This window comes from Mycobacterium europaeum, assembly GCF_002102155.1.
Classification (GTDB): Bacteria; Actinomycetota; Actinomycetes; order Mycobacteriales; family Mycobacteriaceae; genus Mycobacterium; species Mycobacterium europaeum.
This window is the reverse complement of record NZ_LQOU01000065.1, coordinates 17,586-40,744: the sequence shown is the minus strand read 5'-3', so window position 1 is coordinate 40,744 and position 23,159 is coordinate 17,586. Positions and strand designations below refer to the sequence as shown.

20 protein-coding genes are annotated in these 23,159 nt (G+C 69.5%); 6 read left to right on the top strand and 14 right to left on the bottom strand.

The genetic code is table 11. The features are described 5' to 3' along the window. Nucleotides 1–32: 32 nt before the first annotated feature. Together AWC03_RS25045 and AWC03_RS25040 are read right to left on the bottom strand one after the other, a co-directional pair. The gene (locus AWC03_RS25045; protein WP_142278517.1) at nt 33–1,493 is read right to left on the bottom strand and encodes a bifunctional aminoglycoside phosphotransferase/ATP-binding protein; all 1,461 of its coding nucleotides are present in this window, start codon (nt 1,491–1,493) and stop codon (nt 33–35) included. A gap of 15 nt (nt 1,494–1,508) precedes the next feature. Then, nucleotides 1,509–2,396, bottom strand: coding sequence for a universal stress protein (locus tag AWC03_RS25040; protein WP_085243504.1), 888 nt, complete (start codon nt 2,394–2,396; stop codon nt 1,509–1,511). 188 nt (nt 2,397–2,584) lie between these two features. Between AWC03_RS25040 and otsB the strand changes: the two genes are divergently transcribed. Both otsB and AWC03_RS25030 read left to right on the top strand, forming a co-directional pair. Continuing rightward, nucleotides 2,585–6,217 (top strand): trehalose-phosphatase, encoded by a 3,633-nt coding sequence (gene otsB, locus AWC03_RS25035; RefSeq protein ID WP_420845697.1) that lies wholly within the window; start codon nt 2,585–2,587, stop codon nt 6,215–6,217. A gap of 122 nt (nt 6,218–6,339) precedes the next feature. Then, nucleotides 6,340–7,155 (top strand): universal stress protein, encoded by an 816-nt coding sequence (locus tag AWC03_RS25030; protein ID WP_085243391.1) that lies wholly within the window; start codon nt 6,340–6,342, stop codon nt 7,153–7,155. A gap of 9 nt (nt 7,156–7,164) precedes the next feature. Here the strand turns inward: AWC03_RS25030 and AWC03_RS25025 are convergent, their stop codons facing one another. The 12 genes from AWC03_RS25025 to AWC03_RS24970 all read right to left on the bottom strand — a co-directional run bounded on the left by AWC03_RS25025 (nt 7,165) and on the right by AWC03_RS24970 (nt 18,013). Continuing rightward, complete coding sequence (locus AWC03_RS25025) at nt 7,165–7,533, bottom strand: SpoIIAA family protein (protein ID WP_085243390.1); 369 nt, start codon at nt 7,531–7,533, stop codon at nt 7,165–7,167. A gap of 34 nt (nt 7,534–7,567) precedes the next feature. Continuing rightward, nucleotides 7,568–8,446 carry a universal stress protein gene (locus AWC03_RS25020; protein ID WP_085243389.1) on the bottom strand — a complete coding sequence of 293 codons (879 nt, stop codon included), beginning with the start codon at nt 8,444–8,446 and terminating at the stop codon, nt 7,568–7,570. A gap of 11 nt (nt 8,447–8,457) precedes the next feature. Then, a complete protein-coding gene (locus tag AWC03_RS25015; protein ID WP_158090004.1) occupies nt 8,458–8,991 on the bottom strand; it encodes a GNAT family N-acetyltransferase in 534 nt (177 codons plus the stop codon). 86 nt (nt 8,992–9,077) lie between these two features. Next, complete coding sequence (locus tag AWC03_RS25010; protein ID WP_249025973.1) at nt 9,078–10,724, bottom strand: GAF domain-containing sensor histidine kinase; 1,647 nt, start codon at nt 10,722–10,724, stop codon at nt 9,078–9,080. A gap of 189 nt (nt 10,725–10,913) precedes the next feature. Next, complete coding sequence (dosR, locus tag AWC03_RS25005) at nt 10,914–11,582, bottom strand: hypoxia response regulator transcription factor DosR/DevR (RefSeq protein WP_085243386.1); 669 nt, start codon at nt 11,580–11,582, stop codon at nt 10,914–10,916. Between the two features lie 58 nt (nt 11,583–11,640). Then, nucleotides 11,641–12,465 carry a universal stress protein gene (locus AWC03_RS25000; RefSeq protein ID WP_085243385.1) on the bottom strand — a complete coding sequence of 275 codons (825 nt, stop codon included), beginning with the start codon at nt 12,463–12,465 and terminating at the stop codon, nt 11,641–11,643. Between the two features lie 7 nt (nt 12,466–12,472). Further along, nucleotides 12,473–13,243, bottom strand: coding sequence for a universal stress protein (locus AWC03_RS24995; protein WP_085243502.1), 771 nt, complete (start codon nt 13,241–13,243; stop codon nt 12,473–12,475). A gap of 70 nt (nt 13,244–13,313) precedes the next feature. Continuing rightward, on the bottom strand, nt 13,314–14,318 hold the full coding sequence (locus AWC03_RS24990; protein ID WP_085243384.1) for a 1-phosphofructokinase family hexose kinase: 1,005 nt from the start codon (nt 14,316–14,318) through the stop codon (nt 13,314–13,316). A 14-nt stretch (nt 14,319–14,332) separates the two neighbouring features. Further along, the gene (locus tag AWC03_RS24985) at nt 14,333–16,393 is read right to left on the bottom strand and encodes an erythromycin esterase family protein (RefSeq protein ID WP_208859440.1); all 2,061 of its coding nucleotides are present in this window, start codon (nt 16,391–16,393) and stop codon (nt 14,333–14,335) included. A gap of 77 nt (nt 16,394–16,470) precedes the next feature. After that, nucleotides 16,471–16,710 carry a hypothetical protein gene (locus AWC03_RS24980; RefSeq protein WP_085243383.1) on the bottom strand — a complete coding sequence of 80 codons (240 nt, stop codon included), beginning with the start codon at nt 16,708–16,710 and terminating at the stop codon, nt 16,471–16,473. 9 nt (nt 16,711–16,719) lie between these two features. Then, complete coding sequence (locus tag AWC03_RS24975) at nt 16,720–16,989, bottom strand: DUF1918 domain-containing protein (RefSeq protein ID WP_085243382.1); 270 nt, start codon at nt 16,987–16,989, stop codon at nt 16,720–16,722. Nucleotides 16,990–17,035: 46 nt separating this feature from the next. Further along, a complete protein-coding gene (locus AWC03_RS24970; protein ID WP_085243381.1) occupies nt 17,036–18,013 on the bottom strand; it encodes an Acg family FMN-binding oxidoreductase in 978 nt (325 codons plus the stop codon). Nucleotides 18,014–18,202: 189 nt separating this feature from the next. Here AWC03_RS24970 and acsA point away from each other — a divergent pair, with 189 nt between their 5' ends. Genes acsA through AWC03_RS24950 form a run of 4 tightly spaced genes read left to right on the top strand, consistent with a single transcriptional unit; the run spans nt 18,203 to nt 23,158 of the window. Continuing rightward, nucleotides 18,203–20,002, top strand: a complete 1,800-nt coding sequence (gene acsA, locus AWC03_RS24965; protein WP_085243380.1) for an acetate--CoA ligase — start codon at nt 18,203–18,205, stop codon at nt 20,000–20,002. Then, entirely contained in the window at nt 19,999–20,970 is a 972-nt protein-coding gene (gene pdhA, locus AWC03_RS24960; RefSeq protein WP_085243379.1) for a pyruvate dehydrogenase (acetyl-transferring) E1 component subunit alpha, read from the top strand. Before acsA ends, pdhA begins: the two co-directional genes overlap by 4 nt. Then, the gene (locus tag AWC03_RS24955) at nt 20,967–21,944 is read left to right on the top strand and encodes an alpha-ketoacid dehydrogenase subunit beta (protein WP_085243378.1); all 978 of its coding nucleotides are present in this window, start codon (nt 20,967–20,969) and stop codon (nt 21,942–21,944) included. The genes pdhA and AWC03_RS24955 overlap by 4 nt, the downstream gene beginning before the upstream one ends. After that, entirely contained in the window at nt 21,941–23,158 is a 1,218-nt protein-coding gene (locus AWC03_RS24950; protein ID WP_085243377.1) for a dihydrolipoamide acetyltransferase family protein, read from the top strand. Before AWC03_RS24955 ends, AWC03_RS24950 begins: the two co-directional genes overlap by 4 nt. The last annotated feature ends 1 nt before the right edge of the window (nt 23,159 follow it).

The following is a 23,159-nucleotide window of genomic DNA, read 5'->3' as shown; positions in this document are numbered from 1 at the left end:
ACGGCCGGGACGTTGGAACCTGCTGAGGGCTGTTACGTCGCGCGCACCCAGAGCTCGTGCGCCTCGCGAGCGACGAGGTCCGGGCGCCGCGAGGTGTCGATCCGGTGCGCGCCGTCCCAGTCGGCGTGCCCGGCGGCCAGGGCGGCGGCGATCTCCGGGGTCACCTCCGAATTGCCCGCGGGCCTGGTCTTGATCCGGTCGGCCGCCACGTCGGCCGTCGCCGAGCACACGAATTCGACGAGCGCCGAGTGGGTCTCGGTGGCCAGCCGGCGAGCCGCCTCGCGCGTCCGCGGATCGCGCCAGGTGCCGTCGAGGATCACCGAGTGCCCCTCGCCCAGCAATTGCCGCGCGCGGCGGAGGGCGGTCTCGTAGACCACCGCGACCTGGTCGGGACTGTAGAGCCCGGCGTTCAGCACGCCGGGCTCACCGGCGATGGCGCCCGAGTCCCGAAGCTCCCGGCGTACGTCGTCGGTGGAAATAAGCCGCGCACCAAACGATTCGGCCAGCCCGCGGGCCACGGTGGACTTCCCGGTGCCCGGGTTGCCGCCGACGAGCACAAGCCGAATGGTGCCGCTCTGCAGGTGCCGCGTGGCGATGGCCAGGTGGCGGGCGGCGTCGTCGGACGCGCCCGGGCTGCCCTGCGAAACGCGGACGCAGTCCACCTTGGCCCGCACCGCGGCCCGGTAGGCGATGTAGAAGTCGGACAGCGCCGGTGGCGCCGCCCGACCCGCATGCTCGGCGTAGCGCCGCAGGAAGTAGTCGCCGAGGTCCTTGTGGCCCAGATACTCCAGGTCCATTGCGAGGAAGGCGGCGTCGTCGATGCAGTCGACGTGGCGCAGCCGGTCGTCGAACTCCAGGCAGTCCAGCAGTGCCGGGGTGCCCCCGACCCAGAAGATGTCGTCGGCGAGCAGGTCGCCGTGCCCGTCGACGATGCGCCCTTCGCGGATGCGCCGCGCGAACAGCCGCCCGCGCCCGGCGACGAACTGGGCCACCAGGCGCTGCAGATGGGCTACCTCACTTTCGGCTATGCCCGGAATCGCTTGGTTCGCATATCGTTCCAATTCGGACAGGTTCTCCTGCCAGCGCCCCTCGATCGCGGCCGGCTCGCCCTGGGCGTCGATCCGCTCGCCGCGCTCGGCGCGTTCGTGGAAGCGGGCCAACACGGCCGCGATCGCGTCCAGCACGCGGTGCACGGACTCTGAAGTGTCGTGGGCCACCAAGTGCGCGAGGCGGTCCTCGTCGCGGTAGCGCCGCATGACCACGACCGGCTCGGCCGGCCCGCCGAGCGGGTCGGTGAGGTGGGCGACGCCGAGGTAGCTCTCGGGCGAGAGCCGGCTGTTGAGCTCGACCTCCCGGCGGCAGGCGTGCTCGCGCTGCTGCGGCGCGCGGAAGTCGAGAAAGTCGGTCAGCACCGGCTTCTTGGCTTTGTATGCGCGGTCGCCGGCGAGAATCACGACGCCCGTGTGGGTTTCGTGCAGCTTGAGATACGGCACGGCGGCGCGGCGGCTCTACGAGGGCCGCGCCACGATGACGGGCATGCGCACCGAGTGCACGACGGCGTTGCTCACCGAACCCAGCAGCATGCCGGACAGGCCGCCGCGGCCGTGGCTGCCCACGACGACGAGTTGCGCGGACTCCGATTGTTCGATGAGCTGGCGGGCCGGCCGGTCGGCGACGACGAGGCGTTGCACGGTGACGTCGGGATAGCGTTCCTGCCAGCCGGCCAATTGCTCCGCCAGGCTCCGCTCGGCCTCCGACCTCACCGCCGACCAATCCACCCCGGGCAGTTCGAAGACGTCCACGTCACTCCAGGCGTGCACGGCGGTCAGCTGCACACCGCGACGCGACGCTTCGTCGAACGCCACGCCCACCGCGGCCTCCGAGGCGGGTGAGCCGTCGATGCCCACCAGCACCGGGGCCTGCTGGGGATGCTCCATGAGCGGATCCTCGTCGCGGATCACCGCGACCGGGCAGCGCGCGCCGCGCACCACGGCGCTGCTGACCGAACCCAGCAACAGCCTGCCCAGCGCCCCGCGCCCGTTGCTGCCCACGACCACCATCTCGGCCTCTTTGGACATCTCGACCAGGGTGGGCACCGGGGGTGCACACCTGAGCTCGCTGCGGACGTCGACCTTGCGGTCGGTGGTGACGGCCTCCTCGGCGATCTTGACGGCCTGCTCGAGCACCTCGCGGCCCTGCTCCTCCTGCCACACCGCCACACCGGTCGACAGGGGCAGGGCGGGATACATCGGCACGGTGGCGTTGACCATGTGGACCACGGTCAGCGGGACGTGCCGCAGGGCCGCGTCCCGGGCCGCCCAGCAGACGGCAGCGTTGGAGGCCGGCGATCCGTCGATCCCGACGACGATGCCATGGGGGTTTGCAAGTGCAGACATGATGTTCTCCCTCTCCTCGCCCAAAACGCTATGGCGCGAACCACCGTCGATCATGAGGCTTTAGTCACCAACCGCATGGCCATGAGGCCTCGCCTGCGTCGACGGCCCTTGATCGGCGCCCGCGCTGTGGCATCGTCACAGACGTGTCCGAATCGCCAGTCACTGTCGACAAGCGCTACCACGACGCGGTGATCCTCGGGCTCGACTGCGTGATCGCCCAGGCGGCACCGGGCGTGGTCGAGGCCCGCGATTCCACCGCTGCATTCCTGCAGCGGTCGCGCGACGCCGGCGTGGCCACCGCCGTCTACTCGTCCAGCCGAGACTGCGCCGCCCTGTTGCGCGCCGCGGGAATCGAGGAACTCGTCGGCGTCGCCGTCGGCGCGGCCGACACGGCCGAGCAGGTCGACGCGGCGCTGATCATGACGTCGACGCGGCTGGGCGTGCACCCGGTGCGCTGCGTCCTCATCGACTGCGACGAGGCGGGGGTGGCAGCCGGCCGGGACGCCGGCTTCGGCCTCGTCATCGGCCTCGAGCGCAACGGCGGGGGCGACGGGTTGCTGTCCCGCGGGGCGGACACCGTCGCCGCCGACCTTGCGGAGATCTCGGTGCGACGCGGGGGCGCCCCGTTGTCGGGTATCGCCGACGCGATGGGGGTCTACAACCAGCTCAAAGAGCTGGTGGCGAGCCGGCGGCCGGCGGTGTTCCTGCACTTCGACGGCACGCTGTCCGAGATCGCCGCCCGGCCCGAATCCGCCACGCTCGTCGAGGGCGCCCGGGAAGCGCTGCGCGCGCTGGCAGCGCAATGCCCGGTCGCGGTGATCAGCGGCCGCGACCTGGACGATCTTCGCGAACGCGTGCAGGTCGACGGGATCTGGTACGCGGCCGGTCACGGCTTCGAGCTCGTCGCACCCGACGGAACCCACCACGAGAACGCCGACGCCGATGCGGTGGGCGCCCTGACCCGCGTGGCCGACCGGATGGCGGAGCTGCTCACCGACGTCTCCGGAATCTACGTGGAGCGCAAGCGGTTCGCGGTTGCGATCCACTATCGCAACGTCGACCCGGCCGAGGTCGACCGCGTGATCGCGACGGCGCGCAAACTCGGGCGGTCGCACTGCCTGCGGATCACGATGGGCCGCAAGGTCATCGAGCTTCGCCCCAGCCTCGACTGGGACAAGGGCAAAACGCTGCGCTGGATCCTCGAACAGATCGAGGGTGCCGGCTCCGGCACCATGTTGCCGATCTACATCGGCGACGACATCGCCGACGAAGACGCTTTCGACGCGGTGCAGTTCGACGGGGTGGGAATTGCGTTGCGGCACAACGAGGACGGCGACCGCACCTCCGCCGCATTGTTCAGCCTCGCCGACCCGCCCGCGGTATCCGGCTTCGTCCGGCGCCTAGCCGACGACCTGCGCGACGCGGCGACCGCACCCCGCGATCCGTGGGAACTGGTCTACGAGGGCTATGACCCCGCATACGAGCGGCTGCGCGAAACGCTGTGCACCGTCGGCAACGGCTACGTCGCCACCCGGGGCTGCGCTCCGGAGGCCACGGCAGCGCAGGCGCACTACCCGGGCACCTACGCCGCGGGCGTCTACAACACGCTGTCCGATCGGATAGCCGACCGATCCGTCGAGAACGAGAGCCTGGTCAACCTGCCCAACTGGTTGTCGCTGACATTTCGGATCAACGGCGGTCCGTGGTTTCACATCGACGATGTCCACCTGTTGTTCTACCGCCAGACGTTCGACCTGCGGCATGCGACGCTGACCCGCACGCTGCGGTTCTCCGACGCTGCGGGGCAGATCACGAGAGTGACCCAGGAACGGTTCGCATCGATGGACCAGCCACACCTGGTCGCCATGCGGACCACGATCGTTGCGGAGAACTGGTCGGGCACCGTGGAATTCCGGTCGCTGCTGGACGGCAGCGTGCGCAACACCATGGTGGAGCGCTACCGCTCGCTGTCGAGCACCCACCTCGCGTCACCGGTGATCGACGAATTCACGGAAGACGCGGTGGTGCTGCGCACCGAGACCGTGCAGTCGCGCATCGCCATCGCGGTGGCCGCGCGCAGCACCGTGTGGTGCGGCGACGCCCGGGCCGTCGCGCAGTACCAGATCGTCCGGGAAGCCGACCGGGGCGGTCACGACATCCGGGTGGAGCTGGCCGCGGGGCAATCGGTCACCTGCGAGAAGATCGCGACGATCTTCACGGGCCGGGACAGCGCGATCTCCGAACCGGCCGGCACCGCCCAGCTGCACCTCGACGCCGCCGACAGGTATGGCGAACTGCACCGTCAGCACGCCCGCGCGTGGGACCTGCTGTGGGAACAATGCAGCATCGGCCTGACCGAAGGCCCCGACGCGCTGCGCATCCTGCGGCTGCACCTGGTGCACCTGCTGCAAACGCTCTCGCCGCACACCGCCGAACTCGACGCCGGGGTCCCCGCGCGCGGACTGCACGGCGAGGCCTACCGCGGACACGTCTTCTGGGACTCGCTTTTCGTCTCCCCGGTACTGAGCGTGCGCATGCCCAACGTGGCGCGCTCACTGCTGCTCTATCGCTACCGTCGGCTGCCCGAGGCCCGCCGGGCGGCCCGGCGAGCCGGCTACCTGGGCGCGATGTATCCGTGGCAATCGGGCAGCGACGGCCGCGAGGTGAGCCAGGAACTGCACCTCAATCCGCAGTCCGGCCGGTGGAATCCGGATGCCAGCGCGCGCGCCCACCACGTGGGCCTGGCCATCGCCTACAACACCTGGCAGCACTACCAGGTGACCGGGGACCGGCAGTTTCTCGTCGACTACGGCGCGGAGATGCTGGTCGAGATCGCGCGGTTCTGGGTGGGGCTCGCCGGCTTCGACGAAGCTCGCGGCCGCTACACGATCAACGGCATCATCGGCCCCGACGAGTTCCACTCAGGCTACCCGGGCAAGGAATACGACGGGATCGACAACAACGCGTACACCAACGTCATGGCGGTGTGGACGATCCTGCGAGCGATGGATGCCCTGGACCTGCTTCCGCTGCGGGACCGCCTCGACCTGGTCGGCAAGATCGACCTCACCAGCGACGAGCTGAGCCGGTGGGAGCACGTGACCCGGCGCATGTTCGTCCCCTTCCACGACAACGTGATCAGCCAGTTCGAAGGCTATTCCCAACTGGCCGAGCTGGATTGGGAGCGATACCGGCAGCGCTACGGCAACATCCAGCGGCTCGACCGGATCCTGGAGGCCGAGAACGACAGCGTGAACAACTACAAAGCGTCCAAGCAGGCCGACGTGCTGATGCTGTTCTACCTGCTGTCGTCGGACGAGTTGCTGGCCCTGTTCGGCCGGCTCGGTTACCGCTTTGCGCCCGAGCGCATCCCGGCGACCGTGGACTACTACCTCGCGCGCACCTCGGACGGATCGACGCTCAGCGCGCTCGTCCATTCGTGGGTGGTCACCCGCGCCAACCGGCACCACGCCATGAAGTATTTCGTGCAGGTGCTCGCCTCCGACATCGTCGACATCCAGGGCGGCACCACGTCGGAAGGGATACACCTGGCCGCGATGGCCGGCAGCATCGACCTGCTGCAACGCTGCTTCACCGGGCTGGAAACCCGCGACGACCGGCTGATCCTGAGCCCACAGTGGCCGAAAGCGCTGGACCCCATCGGGTTCCCCTTCGTCTATCGTGGCCAGCGGCTGCACCTGCGGGTCAGCGGGCGGGAGGCCGATCTCACCTCCGAGGCGGGCAACACCGCGTCGATCGCGGTGGAATGCCGCGGCCGGGTGCAACGCCTGGCGCCCGGGCACACCGTCGGAGTCGCCTGAACCGTGGTGACCAATGCCCGGCAAGGGGGGTCGAACGGCCCTGCTGGACCGCGCCGCCGGGCCCATAACGTGGGCAGTGGCGCGCGTTGGCGCCCCGGCAGCCACTCATACAGGAGGATTCGATGAGCAATCCGCAGTCGTCGCAGCGAATCGTGGTGGGTATCGACGGCTCGGACGCCGCGATCAACGCGGCCAAATGGGCCGTCGCCGAGGCCGTCAGCCGCAACATCCCGCTGCGGCTGATCCACGCCATCCCCGAGCGTCGCGCGGGCGCGGCCGGCGACGACAGCCTGGACCTCCAGTACGCCCAGACGTCGTTGCGCGCCGCCGACGCGGCGCTTCAGGCCATGGGTCAGCCGGTCAAGATCGAGTGCGACGTCGTGCGGGGCTCCTCGGAAAGTGCTTTGATCGACGAATCCCGCGGCGCCGCAATGGTTTGCGTGGGATCGGTGGGGACCGGCTGGGTGGCCCGCAAGGTCCTCGGCTCGACCGCGGCCACGGTGGCGCAGAAGGCGCTCTGCCCGGTGGCCGTCATTCGCAGCGGCCCCGACGCCACCCTGTCGGATGGCGGGTACGTGGCCGTGGCCGTCGACGAGTCGGCCGCCAACGACGCGGTGCTCGAGCACGGCTTCCGCGAGGCGCGCCTTCGGGAAGCCCCCATCCTGGCGATGGGAGTCTGGCGTTGGGGCCTGGGCGAGATCCCCTACCAACAGCTCGATCACCGGCTCCACCCCTGGGTGTCGCAACACCCCGAGGTGCACGTCCAACCCGCCGCCGCGCGGCGTGGGGCCGCCGAATTCCTCACTCATACCTCCGAACCCGTCCAGCTGGCGGTGGTGGGCAGCGGGGACGCCGACAAGGTCGCCCGCATGGTCGGCCCGATCACCACGCACCCGAACGGCCACCCCGGGTGTTCGGTGCTCGTCGTACGCGACTGAGTGGGTGGGCTATCCGGCCGCCCAGGCCTTGGCGCGGTCGAGCTCACCGAGCCCGAAGACGGCGATCTCGCCCGGCACCATCCACGCCAGAGCGTGCAGGACGGGCGCGACCCAGTCCTTGTCGGAGACCACCGCGATCCGCTTGAACGCCGAATGGTGCGGCAGGACGGTGCCGAAGCCGAGCTTGAGATCCTCGAGGAATCCGCCGGGCCCGAATCCCTCGTAATCGGATTCGATCACCTCGACGATCCTCACCTCGCCGGCCTGCAGCACCCGGTCGATTTCGGGCTTGACGCCGCGCAGCTCGTCACCGCGCAGCCGCCCCGACACGCGAATGCCGATCACCTTCTCCGGCATGCCCTCGAGCAGTTCGATCATGACCAGCCTCCTGCAACGCCAGCGATTCTCTTCGTCAACGGACGACCAGCACCGGGACGCGGGCCGACTGCGCCACCGCGGAACTCACCGAGCCGAGCAACATCCCGGGGAATCCGCCCCGGCCGCGGCTGCCGACCACCACCAGCTGAGCGTGTTCGGATTCCTTCAGCAGCCACTCGGAGGGCTTGTCGCAGAACAGTTTCCGCTCCACATGCACGTCGGGATAGCGTTCCTGCCAGCCGGCCAGGCGCTCGGCGAGGATCTCCTGCCCTTCCTTCTCGCGGTCATGCCAGTCCATGCCGAGGATGGGAAACACCCCCACATCGCTCCACACGTGCAGCGCCACCAGCCCCACTTTCCGGCGCGACGCCTCGTCGAAGGCGATCGCGGTCGCGGCTTCCGACGCCGGGGATCCGTCGACGCCCAGCAGCACGGGCGCGCCGGGGTCCGGCGCCGCGCCCTCGCCGGAGTGGATGACCGCCACCGGACAGTGCGCGTAGTGGACGAGTCCCGTCGTCACCGAGCCGAGCAGCAGGCGCCCGAGGGCACCGAGCCCCTGGCTTCCGGCGACGAGCATCCAGGCGTCCCCGGAGGCCTCGATCAGTGCCGGGACGATCGCCGAATACACGGTCCGGGTGCGTATCTCGGGCGGTTCGGCGCCCCCCAGGCTGGCGGCGAGCGCCGCGCGGGCCTGGTCGATGACGTGCTGGGCGCTGTCCTGCTGCCACTCGGGCATGTCCGCGTACAGTTGGCCCACCGGCCACCCGACCACGACCGGCGGGACGGCGTGCATCAGCGTGATGGGCATGCCACGCATGACCGCCTCGCGGGCCCCCCAGGCGACGGCGGCGTCGGACGCCGCCGACCCGTCGACACACACCAACACCCCGTGCTTCTTCCCGCTTTCCGCCATCTCCTGCTCCTTTATGCCGGCGCCTCGTCGAATTCCGGTAGCTCGATCTCGAGGTGACGAATCGATCCGTAATCAATCGGCCGGCATGGCCAGCCGAGATCGAAGAAAACCGTGAGCATGAGGTGATTCTCGCCGAGGACGTCCGCGACGAACCGCGCGATCCCGTGAGCTCTGGCGATGGGAGCGAGGTGCTTGAGCAGGGCGGTGCCCACGCCCATCGAATGGTCCTCGTGCGCCACCACGATCGCGATCTCGGCGACCTTTGGGTCCTCGAGGACGACGCAGTGGGCCACGCCGATCAGCCGCCCGGCATCGAAGGCCCCCAGGGCGTACAACCCGTCCGCGGGCTCGGTGAGCATGGCGACGAGATCGTGCAGCGGCGACAGCTGCAGCGTGAAGAAGCGGAAGTAGCGGTCGTGGTCGGAGAGGTGTTCGTGCAGCGCCAGGACGGCGTCGGCGTCGATGGCCGCGAGGGACCGCAACGTCACCAGGCGCCCGTCGAGTAGCCGGGCCGTAGCCGCAACGTCCACCGGCCGATCAGTCACCTGACCGAGGCTAATCGTCGGGCGACGCGGTTGGGCAGGGTCGTTAGACCCCCGGTCCCTCCCATTGGTCCCGGCGCGAACGATCGCTACCGGTCGATGATGGGCGCCACCCAGTGGACCCGGGTACCGCCCTCCGGCGGCTGGGTGATCTCGCAAGCACCGCCGAGTTGTTCGGCGCGGCGCTTCATGTTGGCCAAACCACTGTGGCGCGTGTTGCCGGCAGGTATGCCGGAGCCGTTGTCGACGATGTCGAGGACGAACATGTCGGCGACGCTGATCTCGACGGTCAGCCGCGACGCGCCGGAGTGGCGCAGGGCGTTGCTGACGGCCTCCGCGGTCACCGCCTCGGCGTGGTCGGCCAGCTCGCCGCCGACGGCGGTCATCGGTCCGTGCATGCGCAGGGTGGTCACGATGTCGCGGTTCTCGGTCAGGTCGGCAACCACCTGCTGGATGCGGTGCCGGAAGTCGTTCTTCCCCGGCGGGGATTTCAGCTGGAAGATCGTCGTGCGGATCTCTTCGATGATGGTTTGGAGGTCGTCGAGCGTGCGGTTGAGCCGGTCGGACACCTCCGGGTTGCGCGCCCGGGCGAGCGTTCCCTGCAAATCCATGCCGGCGGCGAAGAGCCGCTGGATCACGTGGTCGTGCAGGTCGTGCGCGATGCGTTCGCGCTCGGCCAAGATGGTCACCTGGCGCGCGTCGTCACGAGCCGAGGCGAGCACCAGCGCTATCGCGGCGTGGGTGGCGAAATCGCTGACCAGGTCAAGGTAGCTCTCGTCGAAGGGCGGCTCGTGGCTCCCGCGGGCGATGGCGATCACGCCGACGACCTCGTCGTGGGCGCGCAGCGGCATGAGGATCGCCGGGCGCTGCCCGACGTCGGTGAAGGCCTGAATCGGATACCGCAGGCTCTCGGTGATCAGCGGTTCGCCGGAGCGGAAGACGGCGCCGCTGGTGGAGCCGTCCACCGGCACCCGTTGGCCGACCACCTCGGCGGCGTGCAGCCCCACCCCCGCCGAGACCACCAGCGTGTCGACCTCGTCCTCGGGCGCGTCGGGATCGGCGGGCACCAGGACGATCGCCTGCTCGGCATCGGTCAGGGCCCGGGCCCGTTCGGCGATCAACTGCAGGGGGCGGCGGTGCGGCTCGGAATCGGACAGCAGCGCGGTGGTGATTTCGCGGCTGGCCTCCATCCACTTGGCGGTGGTGCGCTCGCGTTCGAACACCTGCGCGTTGTCGATGGCGATCGCGGCGGCGAACGCCAGCGCCCGGGCGGCCACCTCGTCGGAGTCGGAGAACACCCGGCCGGGCTCGACGTGGGTGAGGTAGAGGTTGCCGAACACGTTGTCGCGGATGGTGATCGGGACCGCGAGGAAGGCACGCATCGGGGGGTGGTGTTCGGGGAAGCCGACGGCTGCCGGATGGGTGGTCAGGTCTGCCATCCGCAACGCCGGCGTGTCCAGCATGGACAGGCTCAGCAGGCCCTTGCCCACCGGCAGGTGCCCGATGCGCGACGCCGTCTCCGCGTCGATGCCCTCGTGGACGAAGGAGAGCAGGTTGCCCTCGGGGTCACGGACGGCCAGGGCGCCGTAGGGGGCGGACGCCAGTCTCCTGGCCGCCGAGATGATCCGGTGCAGGGTGGCGTCGAGGTCGAGCCCCGCGCCGATCTCGACGATGACGTGCAGCAGCTGCTCCATTTGATCGCGGGCCGCCAGCAACTCGTCGAGTTGCTCGTGCATCCTGCTCACCAGGCCGCGCTGGCCGAGTCCGGCGAATGCCGAGCCGCTATCGTCGCTCGTCATTGCGACCGACCTCCCCGCTGCTTTAGACACGGCGCCATGACCGATGGTCAGACCAGCCTAGTCGCAATTTGTCAAGCGCCCAAGCGAAGAGTCGGCGGCGGGCGCGTGGCGTTTCGTGGCCGCCGGCTAGTCGGGCGGCGCCGCCGGCGTCTGGGTCTGGCCGGACTGTTGGTCCAGCTTGGACGCGAATACCGCCGCCTGGGTACGGCGTTCCATACCCAGCTTGGCCAGCAGCCGCGACACGTAGTTCTTCACCGTCTTCTCGGCGAGGAACATCCGGGCCGCGATTTGCCTGTTGGTCAGGCCCTCGCTGAGTAGCCCCAGCAGCGTTCGCTCCTGCTCGGTGAGCCCCGACAGCGGGTCTTCGCGTTCGGCCGCACCGCGGAGCTTCGCCATCAGCGCGGCCGCCGCCCGGTTGTCCAGCAGGGATTTTCCGGCGCCGACCTCCTTGATGGCGTGGGCCAGCTCCATCCCCTTGATGTCCTTGACGACGTAGCCGCTGGCCCCGGCCAGGATGGCCTCGAGCATCGCCTCGTCGGAGGTGAACGACGTCAGCATCAGGCAGCGCAGATCGGGATGATCGGACACCAGGTCACGGCACAGCTCGATGCCGTTGCCGTCCGGAAGCCGCACGTCGAGCACGGCGACGTCGGGTCGCAGCGCCGGTATCCGCGCCTTGGCTTCCGAGACGGAGCCCGCCTCGCCGACGATTTCCAGCTCGGGGTCGGAGGCCAATAGGTCGGCGAGGCCGCGCCGGACGACTTCATGGTCATCGACCAGGAAAACCTTAACCATTACGAGCCCTTTCGCCGGTCATACGACCTGGATATCACATCTCCATCATCGTCCAGGGTCACAAGTGTTGCCGATTTACCACCAACAGCGAACAGTTGGCGTCCTGCATCACCGAGCTGCCGACCGGTCCGACGAGCTCGGCCACATGCGCACGATTGTGGGCGCCGACGATCACCAAGCCGACCGGCCCGCGGGGGCCGGCCAGGTATTGCAACAGGCCGACGTGCACGGCGACCGACTCGACGCGCAGTTGCGGATGGCGCCGCTTCCACCGGGCCAGCCGGCGATCCAGGTCCGCGAGCGCCCGGCGATCGGCCTCGCCGGCCCCCACACCGCGCTCCGCCGGGCCGATCCGTCGCGAGATGACCGCCTCGAGGGTGGTGCCACGCAGCAGGGCCTCGTCGATGGCGGCATCGAGCAGATGCGGGTCCGCGGACCCGTCGATCTCGACGACAGCCTTGTCCCCGGGTTGCGGGCGGTGACCGTCCCGGCCGCGGACGATCCCCACCGGGCAGTGCGACGATGTGGCCAGGGCCGCGGCGGTGGAGCCGGCCCGGCCCGGTTGGAAGTGGCGCAGTCCCACGGCTCCCACGCAGACCATGGCCGCCGACGCCGACGCGCGAATCAGCGACCCGACCGCGGGTCCGGCGACGACCTCCGTCTCGATCTGCACCGGCTTGCCCGTCGCCCGAATCGCCGTCACCGCCTGCCGAACCGCCAGTTCCGCGTGTTCGGCGCCGCCTTTGCGCTCGGTCACGTGCAGGAGGCGCAGCGGAACACCGCGGCTAACCGCCTCGTCGACCCCCCACAGGGCAGCGCGGACCGCCGCCTTGGAGCCATCGATACCGGCGACGATCGACTGGGTCCTGGCTGACTCGGTCATCGGTCTTCTAGTGGCGGAGCACAAGCACCGAACAGTCGGGGTAGCCGACGATCGGATGGCAATTCGGGGTGGCCAACCCCACCATCTCGTCGGCATCGGCACTGCCCACCACCGCCAATTCGATCGCGCCACCGGGCGTTTCGCCGTGTTTGGCGCCGGTTCCGGCGGCGACGGTCTGGACGTAGACATCGGGGTAACGGCGGACCCAGCTGTTCAGGCGGCGGTCGATCTGGCGCACCGTGGCGTGCCTGCGCCGCCCTTCCTCCATGGCCTGGTGCACAACCTCGTCGTTGTCGGGGTCATCGTTGAGCACCACGGCGATCACACCGAGTTCCATCGGCGATCCGTCGGGATTGGTGCGGATGACGGCTACCGGGCAGTGCGCGTGTGCCACCAGGCCCGCCGCGGTGGGGCCCAGCAACCCGTCGGAGACCCATCCCCGCCTGGCGGTGCCGACGCAAACCAGCGCCGCGTCCTGCGACTGGTCTGCCAGCACTTGCGCCGGGTCCCCCGAGAGGATCGCCGTCTCCACCTCGACCGGCCTCGGCGACCGCTGCAGGGCCCACTCCGCTTGCGACAGCGCCGTTTCCGCGCGCTCGAGCTCCCACTCGGAGGCGGGCACCACCTCGCCCGCCGCCTCCCGGGCGGCGATGACGTAAACAAGGCGTAGGGGCAGCTGCCGACTCACCGCCTCGTCGACCGCCCACCGGGCGGCGTTCACCGCGGCTTGCGAGCCGTTGACGCCCACGACCACTGACTTGGCGTCCAGCTCCGTCATGTCGGCTCCTGAGGTGATTTCCATCGCTGCCCGCCAGGATATTGCGCCCGTCGCCGTTGCGGAGGGGCCGTTAGGCCTCAGCCCGGATGCCTTTCGTCCCAACGTCACTGACGTCGTAGGCTTCGCCGACGAGGTCGAAAAGCCGCTCCACGTCCGCGCGGTCGCAGACCGCCGTCCCGGGCGTCATCAGCATCGCCGTGCCCGCGGCGATGCCGAACCGCACGGACTTCGCCAGCGGCCATCCGCGGCTGAGCGCCACCGTGATTGCGGCAACCATCGCGTCGCCCGCTCCGACGCCGCTCCCGCCTGACATGGGTATGGCCGAAAACCGCTGGCTGGTATGGCGTGTGGCCAGCAGCGCACCGTACGAACCCAGGGACACCACGACCACTCGCGCCACGCCGCGGTCGATCAGCTCATGGGCGGCGGCGAACTGCTCGGGCTCGGTGGCGAGCCGGCGCCCGACGCATTCCCTCAGTTCCCGCACGCTCGCCTTGAGGAGGTACACCCCCGACGAGATGTGCTGCAGGCCCCCGCCGGACGTGTCCAAGATGAGCGGCACGCCCAGCTGCCGGCAGATATCGGCGACGCCCTGGTAGTAGTCGGCCGGCACACCCGGCGGCAGGCTGCCGCTTGCCACGACGAATCCGGCCGATTCGGCCGCGATCCGCAGCAGGTCGAGGCATTGCTCCTGCTCCGCACCGGTCAACTGCGGGCCCGGCAGGACGAACCGGTATTGCTGGCCGGTGCTGGTCTCGTTGACGGTGAAGCTCTCCCGCGTCTGCGCGTCGATCGGAATCCGCCGAAACGGCACCTCCGCGTCGCTGAGCAGAGTCGTCAGGAGGCCGCCGTGCGAGCCGCCCGCGGGAAACAGCGCCAGCACCGAGGCGCCCAGGACCCACGCGACCCGGGCGACGTTGATGCCGCCCCCACCCGGGTCGTAGCGCGTCGCGGAACAGCGCAATTTGTCGGTCGGCCGCACGACGCCGACGCTGGTCGTGATGTCGAGCGCCGGGTTCATGGTCAGCGTCACGATCTGCGTGCGGCGCGTGTTCCCCTCGGCTGGCGTCTCCATTGCTGTCGGCGCCCCTAGAGACCGCTCGGGTACGTTTCGGGCGTTTCGCCGGCGACCCACACGCTGGTGACCTCCAGCGGTTGCAGCGCCCGGGTCCTGTCGACGTGGATCATCGCATCGAACTGGTCGGCCGGCCGGACGTGGAAGTAGTGGCTCTGCCGCTCGGTTTCGGGCCGGTAGATCACGCCGATGGCACGCCCCAACCGGACCGCGCTCAGCGGCTCGGCGGCCCCCGAGCCGATGTGCGGCGACACCAGGAACTCGCCGCGGCCCGTCTCGTGCAGGAGTTCTTCGATGCTGCCGTTGAGCGCGGGGCGGACGACCTTTCGTTCGGCGATGCCACCCCAGTCGCTGGCGGCGGTGACCGTGCCCGAGTACGTGCTGAAGCCGATCAGGCGCGAATCGTCGCCGTGCCGCTGCCGGGCCAGCTGCCCCAGGGTGAGTTGACCGTCCGACCACACCTCGGTGGCGCGCGCGTCCCCGACGTGGGAGTTGTGTGCCCACACCACGATGCGCGCCGACGGGACATCCTGGTGGCGGTCCAGATGCTTGAGCAGCGCCTCGAGCGTCTGCGCCATGTGCTTGTCCCGCAGGTTCCAGGAGGTGACCCGCCCGCTGAACATCGCCCGGTAGTACACCTCCGCGTTGTGCACCGTCTGGGCGTTCTGGTGGGCGTAGAACAGTTCGTCCTCGGCGAGCAGCCCGTCCCGGCGCGCGTAGGCCAACGCGTGGCGCTGGATGTCGACCAGCTGATCGATCGCTTCCTTCTCGCACGACGGCCCGGCGCCGAACGCCGCCGAGAACCCGTACGCCTGGCCGTCGTCCGCCGACGCGTGGTCGAAGCACGCGTAGCGCTCCCGCGCCCGCGCCGCCGCCCTCGGGTCGATCTTGTCCAGGTAGCCGATCACTTCGTGCATCGACCGGTGCAGGCTGTAGAGATCCAGGCCGTAGAATCCGGCCTGGCGCTGACCGTTGTTCTCGTGCAACCGGTTTCGGGTGCGCAACCACTCGACGAAGTCACGGACGACGGTGTTGCGCCACATCCAGGCGGGGAACCGCTCGAATCCGCTCAGCGCCCCGTCGGCGCTGGTGTCGTCGCCGATGCCGCGGACGTAGCGATTCACCCGGTACGCGTCGGGCCAGTCGGCCTCCGCCGCGACGGCACAGAACCCCTTCTCCTCGATCAGCCACTTGGTGATCTCCGCGCGCGCTTCGTAGAACTCATGTGTGCCGTGCGAACTTTCGCCGATCAGCACGATGCGCGCATCACCGATCAGCTGCTCGAGCGTCTCGCGGGGCGGGACGCCCGCGGGCGCGTCGATGGCCGCCCGGCCGATCAGCTCGGCGGGCGTGCGCGCCGCGGCGGGCGCCGAGATCCCGATCGTCGGGGTGGCGAGCAGCCGACGCACCTCGTCGTCGCTGACCTGGCGGAAATCCCAGAACGACTCCCCCACGGCGAGGAACGGGGTGGGCATGCTCGCGCATACGACGTCGTCGACCAGCCCGGCGAATTCCCGGCACGTCGACTCCGGTGCCGCCGGCACGGCGACGACGATGTGCGCGGGTTCGGCTTCGCGCAGCGCCTGCACGGCCGCGGACATGCTCGCGCCGGTGGCCAGGCCGTCGTCGACGAGGATGACCGTCTTGCCGGCGACATCCACGGGCGGACGGCCGTCGCGATAGGCGGCCTCGCGCCGGATCAGTTCCCGGCCTTCGCGTTCGGCGACGGCGCGCAATTCCTGCGGGGTGATGCGCAAGCCCCGCACGACGTCGTCGTTGACCACGACGCGACCCCCGCTCGCCAGTGCGCCCACGGCGAACTCCTCATGGCCGGGAGCGCCGAGCTTGCGGACGATGAAGGCGTCCAGCGGCGCATGCAGCGCCGCCGCCACCTCCCAGGCGACGGGTACGCCGCCCCGCGCCAACCCCAGCACGATCACGTCGTGCCGATCGCGGTAGGCGCCGAGAAGGTTCGCCAGAACCCGGCCGGCTTCGGCGCGGTCGCGGAACACACGCCGCGGCGAGCGCCGGGTGGCATCAGTTGCTCTGGTCATCACACACCTCTTCTTGACCATTGACCAGTCCATCCGACCAGCACCCGCGTAATCGGCGGTAGGGACCGAAGTCCCGGGCTTGCGGGTCGTTCGTCGGCTCAGCGTCGTCGACGCAGCTCGCCGATATAGGCCATGACGCGGTTGAGGATGAGCCCGTACGCGTCGCCGTCTTCCACCAGACGGACCAATCCGCGGTGCCGGAGAAAGCCGTCCAGACGCTGGTCCAGGCGCCAGTCGACATAGGTGTCGCCGGCATAGGGCGAGTGCAGGAACTCGTACGCGAGCTCGTCGACGTCGGAATCGGTCAACGACGGGCATCCGTCTGTGGCGGAGGGCATTTGAGCTTCCTATCCGCCTTGGGCCCGGTTCCTGATGGCGGCCTGGACGGCGGTGATCCGCGACAGCGCCCGCTCGTCGGCGGCCTTCTGCTCGGCGGCCGTGACGACTATCGCGTCGGGGCCCGGGAACACGGTCGCTTCCTCCCCGGTGGCCAGCCACCGGACCCGGTAGGGCGGTTCACCGTTCGGTGCGCCCACCGAGGTGATCAGTCCCCGCAGATCCGGGCGGCCGATCGTGCCGCTCTTGATGATGAGCCAGTCCCCCGTCTCGGCGTGCATTTGTCGTTCTCTCCCTTCGGAACAGATTGGGGTGCAACCGGACTCGCTATCGGCGCATCTCCAGGACGTCGTGTATCCGGCGCCGTGGTGTCGGTTCGGGAGCGCCCCGGCCCGGCAGCGCGGTGCCGACCCGGATCAGCACCTGCGGTACCGCTTCGGCGTCGGGTATCAGCTCGGAGATCATGTCGCGGCTGGGCCGCAGCTCCGTCACGTGCGTCACGGTGCAGGTCGCGAACCCGGCCATGGTGCACTCCAGCAGGATCGCCGACAGCACCTGCCCGCACCGCAACGCGTCGGCGCGGGCCTCCCCGGGTGTGGACAGGACGAGGACCTTGGCCTGATCCTGGGGACCCGAGGAGCTTGCCCGGGGGTGCTCGTCGACGGAAAACCGGCGGTTCACGTCGACGGCGCGTTGCTGGTTCACCAGCGCTTCGGGTATGCCGTCGTCGTGCCTGCCCGGCGCCGTCCACCAACGTAATTCGTGCTGATAGACGTCGTCGTAGCGGCGCAACGCCTCGTTGAGGCGGGCGGCCTCCACCAGCCGCGGCCGTGCGTCGTCGGCCAGCGCGTCGAGGCGGGCCAGGGCGGGATCGAAGGCGCTGCGCAGCACCGGCTCGAAGGACGCCCAGCCCCTGGGGGCGCCGAACGGGCGCCGGTCGGTCCTGCGACGCACGATCGCCGCCGCGCGGTCTCGCCGGGCGACGGCGACGTACTCGGCGGAGACGAAGTCGATCGACGCCAGGTGGTCGAGGTTGTTGGGATTGGGAAACTCGTCGACCATGGTGTCCCACCCCTCGGCGGCCATCGCCACCCGGAAGTGGTCGAGCACCGCGCCGCAGCTGATGATCGACTCGCGGCCCGAGCTGTCGGCCGAGGGCACCATGCGGTCTGGGTCGGCGAAGAGGTCGACGGTCGGGCCGCCGGCAATCCATCGCCACGGCTGGCTGTTATGCAGCGAGGGTGCCCGGCACGCCAGCTCCACCGCCCTGGTGAGCACCTTGGTGTCGACCATCGTTGGGGTCATTGCTCGTCGCCTCCTGTCTCTCCTTGGACCCTCTGGCATGCGGGCAGCACGCGCCAGGGTCCTTGGTCCCCAGGGGCGCGTCATTGGGCCCGGGCCCGGCGCGGCTGATGACCACTGATGACCTTGGTCTCTATTGCGGGGTCGCGGCGCGGCAAACGATGAAGTCGACCACCTAACCGAGGACTTGTTATGGACGTCATCCACAAAACCGCCGCCGATTCTCGTGTTCGGCCCAACCTCACCGACTACGAGCACGAGCGGGCCCGCTTCCAGTGGTCGGACGTACCGAACCTGTGCGAGGGCATGGGGCCGGGCCTGTGCAACATCGCCTACGCCGCCCTGGACAGGCACGCCGACGGCCCGGCGGCGACGCGCCCGGCCCTGCGGTTCGTCACCGACAGGCCGTGGGACGGCGTGATCACCACCCAGGACCTCACTTACGCGGAGCTCGGCCGGCTGGCCGGGCGGTTCTCCAGCGCGCTGCGCTCGCTGGGCATCAACAAGGGCAGTCGCGTGTTCACCCTGATGGGCCGCAGCCCCGAGCTCTACATCGCGATGCTGGGCGCGCTGCGCAACGGAAGTGTCGTCTCACCGTTGTTCTCGGCCTTCGGACCCGAACCGATCGCCACCCGCGTCAACATCGGCCAGGCCGACGTTCTGGTGACCACCAGGGCGATCTATCAGCGCAAGGTCGCCAAGATCCGCGATCGGCTGCCCTCGGTAAAGCACATCTTCGTGGTCGACGACGGCCAGGCCGACGGCGCGCCGCCGGGCACCTTCGACTTCCGGCAGTGGGTGGAGGCGGCCGACGAGAACTCACCGATCGAGCCCACCACCGCCGACGACCCGTCGCTGCTGCACTTCACCAGCGGGACCACGGGTACCCCCAAGGGCGCCATCCACGTGCACGGCGCCGTCACCATGCACTACGTCACCGGCCTCTACGCGCTCGACCTTCATCCGGACGACATCTATTGGTGCACAGCCGATCCGGGCTGGGTGACGGGCACGTCGTACGGCATCATCAGCCCGCTGCTGCACGGTGTCACCTCCATCGTCGACGAAGCGGAGTTCGACGCCGAGCGCTGGTACCGCATCCTGCAGGACCAGGCGGTGTCGGTGTGGTACACCGCGCCGACCGCCATCCGGATGCTGATCAAGGCCGGCCCGGAACTGGCCGCGCAATACCGCTTTCCGCGGCTGCGCTTCATCGCCAGCGTGGGCGAACCCCTCAACCCGGAGGCGGTCTGGTGGGGAAAGCGGGTGCTGGGCTTACCGATTCACGACAACTGGTGGCAGACCGAGACGGGCGGCATCATGATCGCCAACACGCCCGCGTTCGACATCAAGCCCGGCTCCATGGGCCGGCCACTGCCCGGCGTGGACGCCTTCATCGTGCGGCGCGACGACGACGGACCCGTCGAGGTGATCGACGAGCCCGGCGTCGAGGGCGAGCTCGCGCTCAAGCCCGGCTGGCCGTCGATGTTCCGCGGCTATCTCAACGCCGAGGAGCGCTACCGGAACTCCTTCGCCAACGGCCTGTATCTGAGCGGGGATCTCGCCAAAAAGGATGCCGACGGCTATTTCTGGTTCGTCGGGCGCAAGGACGACGTGATCAAGTCCGCGGGCCATCTGATCGGTCCGTTCGAGGTGGAGAGCGCGCTGACCGATCACCCCGCGGTCGCCGAGGCCGCCGTCATCGGCATACCCGACCCGACGGTCGGAGAGATGGTCAAAGCCTTTGTCACGCTGAAGAACGGGGTCGTGGCCGATGAAGACCTGCGGCTGCAGCTGCTCGGCCATGCCCGCAAGCGGCTGGGCGCCACGGTGGCGCCCAAGGAGATCGAGTTCGTCGACTCGTTGCCGCACACCAGCAGCGGCAAGATCATGCGGCGCCTGTTGAAGGCCCGCGAACTCGGGTTGCCCGAAGGCGATACGTCCACCATCGAGCGACAACCCGCCGAGCGAGCCCAGGGGGTGCCGTCATGAGTGATACGAAATTGGCCCATGAGCTGTTGTCCGACATGGTCCGCGTGCGGCGCATGGAGGAGAAATGCGCGGAACTCTACAGCGCGGCCAAGATTCGCGGATTCCTGCATCTGTATGTCGGCGAGGAGGCCGTGGCCGCCGGGTCGCTGCGCGCGCTCGCCGACGACGACGCGGTGGTCGCCACCTACCGCGAGCACGCGCACGCGCTGCTGCGCGGCATCCCGATGCCTTCGATCATGGCCGAGATGTTCGGCAAGCAGGAAGGCTGCTCGCGCGGCCGGGGCGGTTCGATGCACCTGTTCGACGCGGGCAGACGCTTCTACGGCGGTAACGCGATTGTGGCCGGCGGCTTGCCACTCGCGGTGGGCATCGCGCTGGCCGACGCCCAACTGCAGCAGAAGCGGGTGACCGCCTGCTACTTCGGCGACGGCGCCGTGGCCGAGGGCGCGTTCCACGAGTCGTTGAACATGGCGGCCTTATGGAACCTGCCGGTGCTGTTCTGTTGCGAGAACAACCTTTACGCGATGGGCACCGCGCTGGACCGAGCCCAGTCGCAGACCGACCTGACCGTCAAGGCGGCCTCTTACCGTGTTCCCACGCTGGCCGTCGACGGCATGGATGTCGAGGCCTGCCATGCGGCCGCGCAGCAGGGCGTCGATCACGTCCGCGACACCGGCGGTCCGTTCTTCATCGAGTTCCGCACCTACCGGTTCCGCGCGCATTCGATGTTCGATCCGGAGCTGTATCGGGACAAGGCCGAGGTCGAGCGGTGGCGCGAGCGCGACCCGATCCAGGCGTTCACCGAGAAGTGCCTGGGCGACGGCACGCTGTCCGACAGCGACGTGCGGGAGATCGAGGACGCGGCCGCCACCGAGATCGGGGAGGCGGTGGCCTTCGCCGAGGCCGGAACGTGGGAGGACGTGGCGGACCTCGAACGCGACGTGTTGACTCCGGAGGGGGCACGATGAAGACCAGTTACCGGACCGCCGTTCACGATGCCCTGCGCGACGCCCTGCGCGACGACGCGCGGGTGGCGGTCATGGGCGAGGACGTCGGCCGCTACGGCGGCACCTACGCCGCGTCCAAGGGCCTGCTGGAGGAGTTCGGCCCCGACCGGGTGCGCGACACCCCGCTCTCCGAGCTGGGCTTCGTCGGCATCGGGATCGGCGCGGCGCTCAACGGGTTGCGTCCGATCGTGGAAGTCATGACGGTGAACTTCAGCCTGTTGGCGCTCGATCAGATCGTCAATACCGCTGCAGCCCTGCGTCATATGTCCGGCGGCCAGTTCTCGGTGCCGCTGGTCGTCCGGATGGCGACGGGGGCCGGGCGTCAACTCGCCGCCCAGCACTCGCACAGCCTGGAGCCGTGGTACGCCCACATCCCGGGCATCAAGGTGGTGGCCCCGGCCACCGTCGAGGACGCGTACGGCATGCTCGGTCCGGCCCTGGCCGACCCCGACCCGGTGGTGATCTTCGAACACGTCCAGCTCTACAACACCTCCACGGACGTCGACGTGCTCAGCCCCACCGACATCTCCCGGGCGGCGGTCCGCCGCAGCGGCGGCGACGTCACCCTGATCACCTACGGCGGCAGCCTGCCCAAGACGCTGGACGCCGCCAACGAGCTTTCGCTGGCCGGAATCGACTGCGAGGTCATCGATCTGCGGGTGCTGCGGCCACTCGACGACGCCACCATCCTGGAATCCGTCCGCAAGACCCATCGCGCGGTGGTCATCGACGAGGCGTGGCGGACCGGCAGCCTGGCCGCGGAGATCACCGCGCGCGTGATGGAGGGCGCCTTCTACGACCTCGATGCACCGGTGGCCCGGGTGTGCAGCACCGAGGTGCCGATGCCCTACGCCAAGCACCTCGAAGAGGCGGCCCTGCCGCAGGTCGGCAAGATCGTGGCCGCCGTGCAAGGCCTGTTCGGAGAACGGTCGTGATCGAATTCAAGATGCCCTCGCTCGGGTCCGACATGGACGAAGGCACCCTCAACGAGTGGCTGGTCAAGCCCGGCGACAAGGTGACTCGCGGCCAGGTCGTGGCGATCGTCGAGACCACCAAGGCCGCGGTCGAGGTCGAATGCTGGCAGGAGGGCATCGTCGACGAGCTCGTCGTGTCGGTCGGCGAAACCGTCCAAGTGGGAACGACTTTGGCCACGCTGACCGCACCCGGCGAGCAGGCGGAGAAGCAGCCCACGCCACGCCTGTCGGCGAAGGCCGCCGCCGCAAAGGCCGCCGCCAGACCGGCGACCGCGCCGCCGAAGCCGCCGCCGGTTCCCAGCGCGCCCCCGGCCGCCCCCGGGCGGCGCCGCTGGGTGTCACCGGCCGCGCGTCGGTTGGCGACGTCGCTGGGCGTCGACATCGACGCGGTGACCGGCACCGGACCGCAGGGCGCGGTCACCATCAACGACGTCGAGCACGCGGCCGCAGCCAAGCCGCCCAAGCCGGTCACCCAACCGGCCGCCAAACCGACCGCGGCCGACCGCGCGGCGCAGATGCGCAAGTCGATCGCCGCGGCGATGAGCCGGTCGAAGCGGGAGATCCCGCACTACTACCTCGCCCAAGAGATCATGCTGGAAAAGGCGCTGTCCTGGCTGACGGCGCGAAACGCGCAGCGGTCCATCGACGAACGGGTGCTGCCGGCCGTCCTGCTCTTGAAGGCCGTCGGCGTCGCCGCGCAGCGGTTCGCCGAGTTCAACGGGTTCTGGCGGGAAGAGGGGTTCGAGCCGGCGAATGGCGTTCATGTCGGCGTCGGCATCTCCCTGCGCGGCGGCGGCCTCGTCGCGCCCGCCATCCACGACGTCCCGGAGAAGAAGCTGGACGAATTGATGGAAGACCTCACCGATCTGGTGGCGCGGGCGCGGTCCTTCTCGCTGCGCAGCTCGGAGATGTCGGACCCGACCATCACGGTCACCAACCTCGGCGACCAGGGCGTCGACGCCGTCTTCGGTGTCATCTACCCACCGCAGGTGGCGATCGTCGGTTTCGGCCAGCCGGCCGAGCGGGTGTGCGTCATCGACGGCGGGATCCGGGTCGTCACCACGGTCCAGGCCACGCTCGCCGCCGACCACCGCGCCAGCGACGGACACCGGGGCGCGCTCTTCCTTGCCGCGATCAACGAGCTGCTCCAACAGCCCGACCTCCTAGAAAAGTGAT

Bases quoted from the DNA above. Each gene is read 5' to 3' on its own strand.
- AWC03_RS25040 (WP_085243504.1), bottom strand. From the start codon at position 2,396: ATGTCTGCACTTGCAAACCCCCATGGCATCGTCGTCGGGATCGACGGA.
- AWC03_RS25030 (WP_085243391.1), top strand. From the start codon at position 6,340: ATGAGCAATCCGCAGTCGTCGCAGCGAATCGTGGTGGGTATCGACGGC.
- AWC03_RS25025 (WP_085243390.1), bottom strand. From the start codon at position 7,533: ATGATCGAACTGCTCGAGGGCATGCCGGAGAAGGTGATCGGCATTCGC.
- AWC03_RS25020 (WP_085243389.1), bottom strand. From the start codon at position 8,446: ATGGCGGAAAGCGGGAAGAAGCACGGGGTGTTGGTGTGTGTCGACGGG.
- AWC03_RS25010 (WP_249025973.1), bottom strand. From the start codon at position 10,724: ATGCACGAGCAACTCGACGAGTTGCTGGCGGCCCGCGATCAAATGGAG.
- dosR (WP_085243386.1), bottom strand. From the start codon at position 11,582: ATGGTTAAGGTTTTCCTGGTCGATGACCATGAAGTCGTCCGGCGCGGC.
- AWC03_RS25000 (WP_085243385.1), bottom strand. From the start codon at position 12,465: ATGACCGAGTCAGCCAGGACCCAGTCGATCGTCGCCGGTATCGATGGC.
- AWC03_RS24995 (WP_085243502.1), bottom strand. From the start codon at position 13,243: ATGACGGAGCTGGACGCCAAGTCAGTGGTCGTGGGCGTCAACGGCTCG.
- AWC03_RS24990 (WP_085243384.1), bottom strand. From the start codon at position 14,318: ATGGAGACGCCAGCCGAGGGGAACACGCGCCGCACGCAGATCGTGACG.
- AWC03_RS24985 (WP_208859440.1), bottom strand. From the start codon at position 16,393: ATGGTCAAGAAGAGGTGTGTGATGACCAGAGCAACTGATGCCACCCGG.
- AWC03_RS24980 (WP_085243383.1), bottom strand. From the start codon at position 16,710: ATGCCCTCCGCCACAGACGGATGCCCGTCGTTGACCGATTCCGACGTC.
- AWC03_RS24975 (WP_085243382.1), bottom strand. From the start codon at position 16,989: ATGCACGCCGAGACGGGGGACTGGCTCATCATCAAGAGCGGCACGATC.
- AWC03_RS24970 (WP_085243381.1), bottom strand. From the start codon at position 18,013: ATGACCCCAACGATGGTCGACACCAAGGTGCTCACCAGGGCGGTGGAG.
- acsA (WP_085243380.1), top strand. From the start codon at position 18,203: ATGGACGTCATCCACAAAACCGCCGCCGATTCTCGTGTTCGGCCCAAC.
- pdhA (WP_085243379.1), top strand. From the start codon at position 19,999: ATGAGTGATACGAAATTGGCCCATGAGCTGTTGTCCGACATGGTCCGC.
- AWC03_RS24955 (WP_085243378.1), top strand. From the start codon at position 20,967: ATGAAGACCAGTTACCGGACCGCCGTTCACGATGCCCTGCGCGACGCC.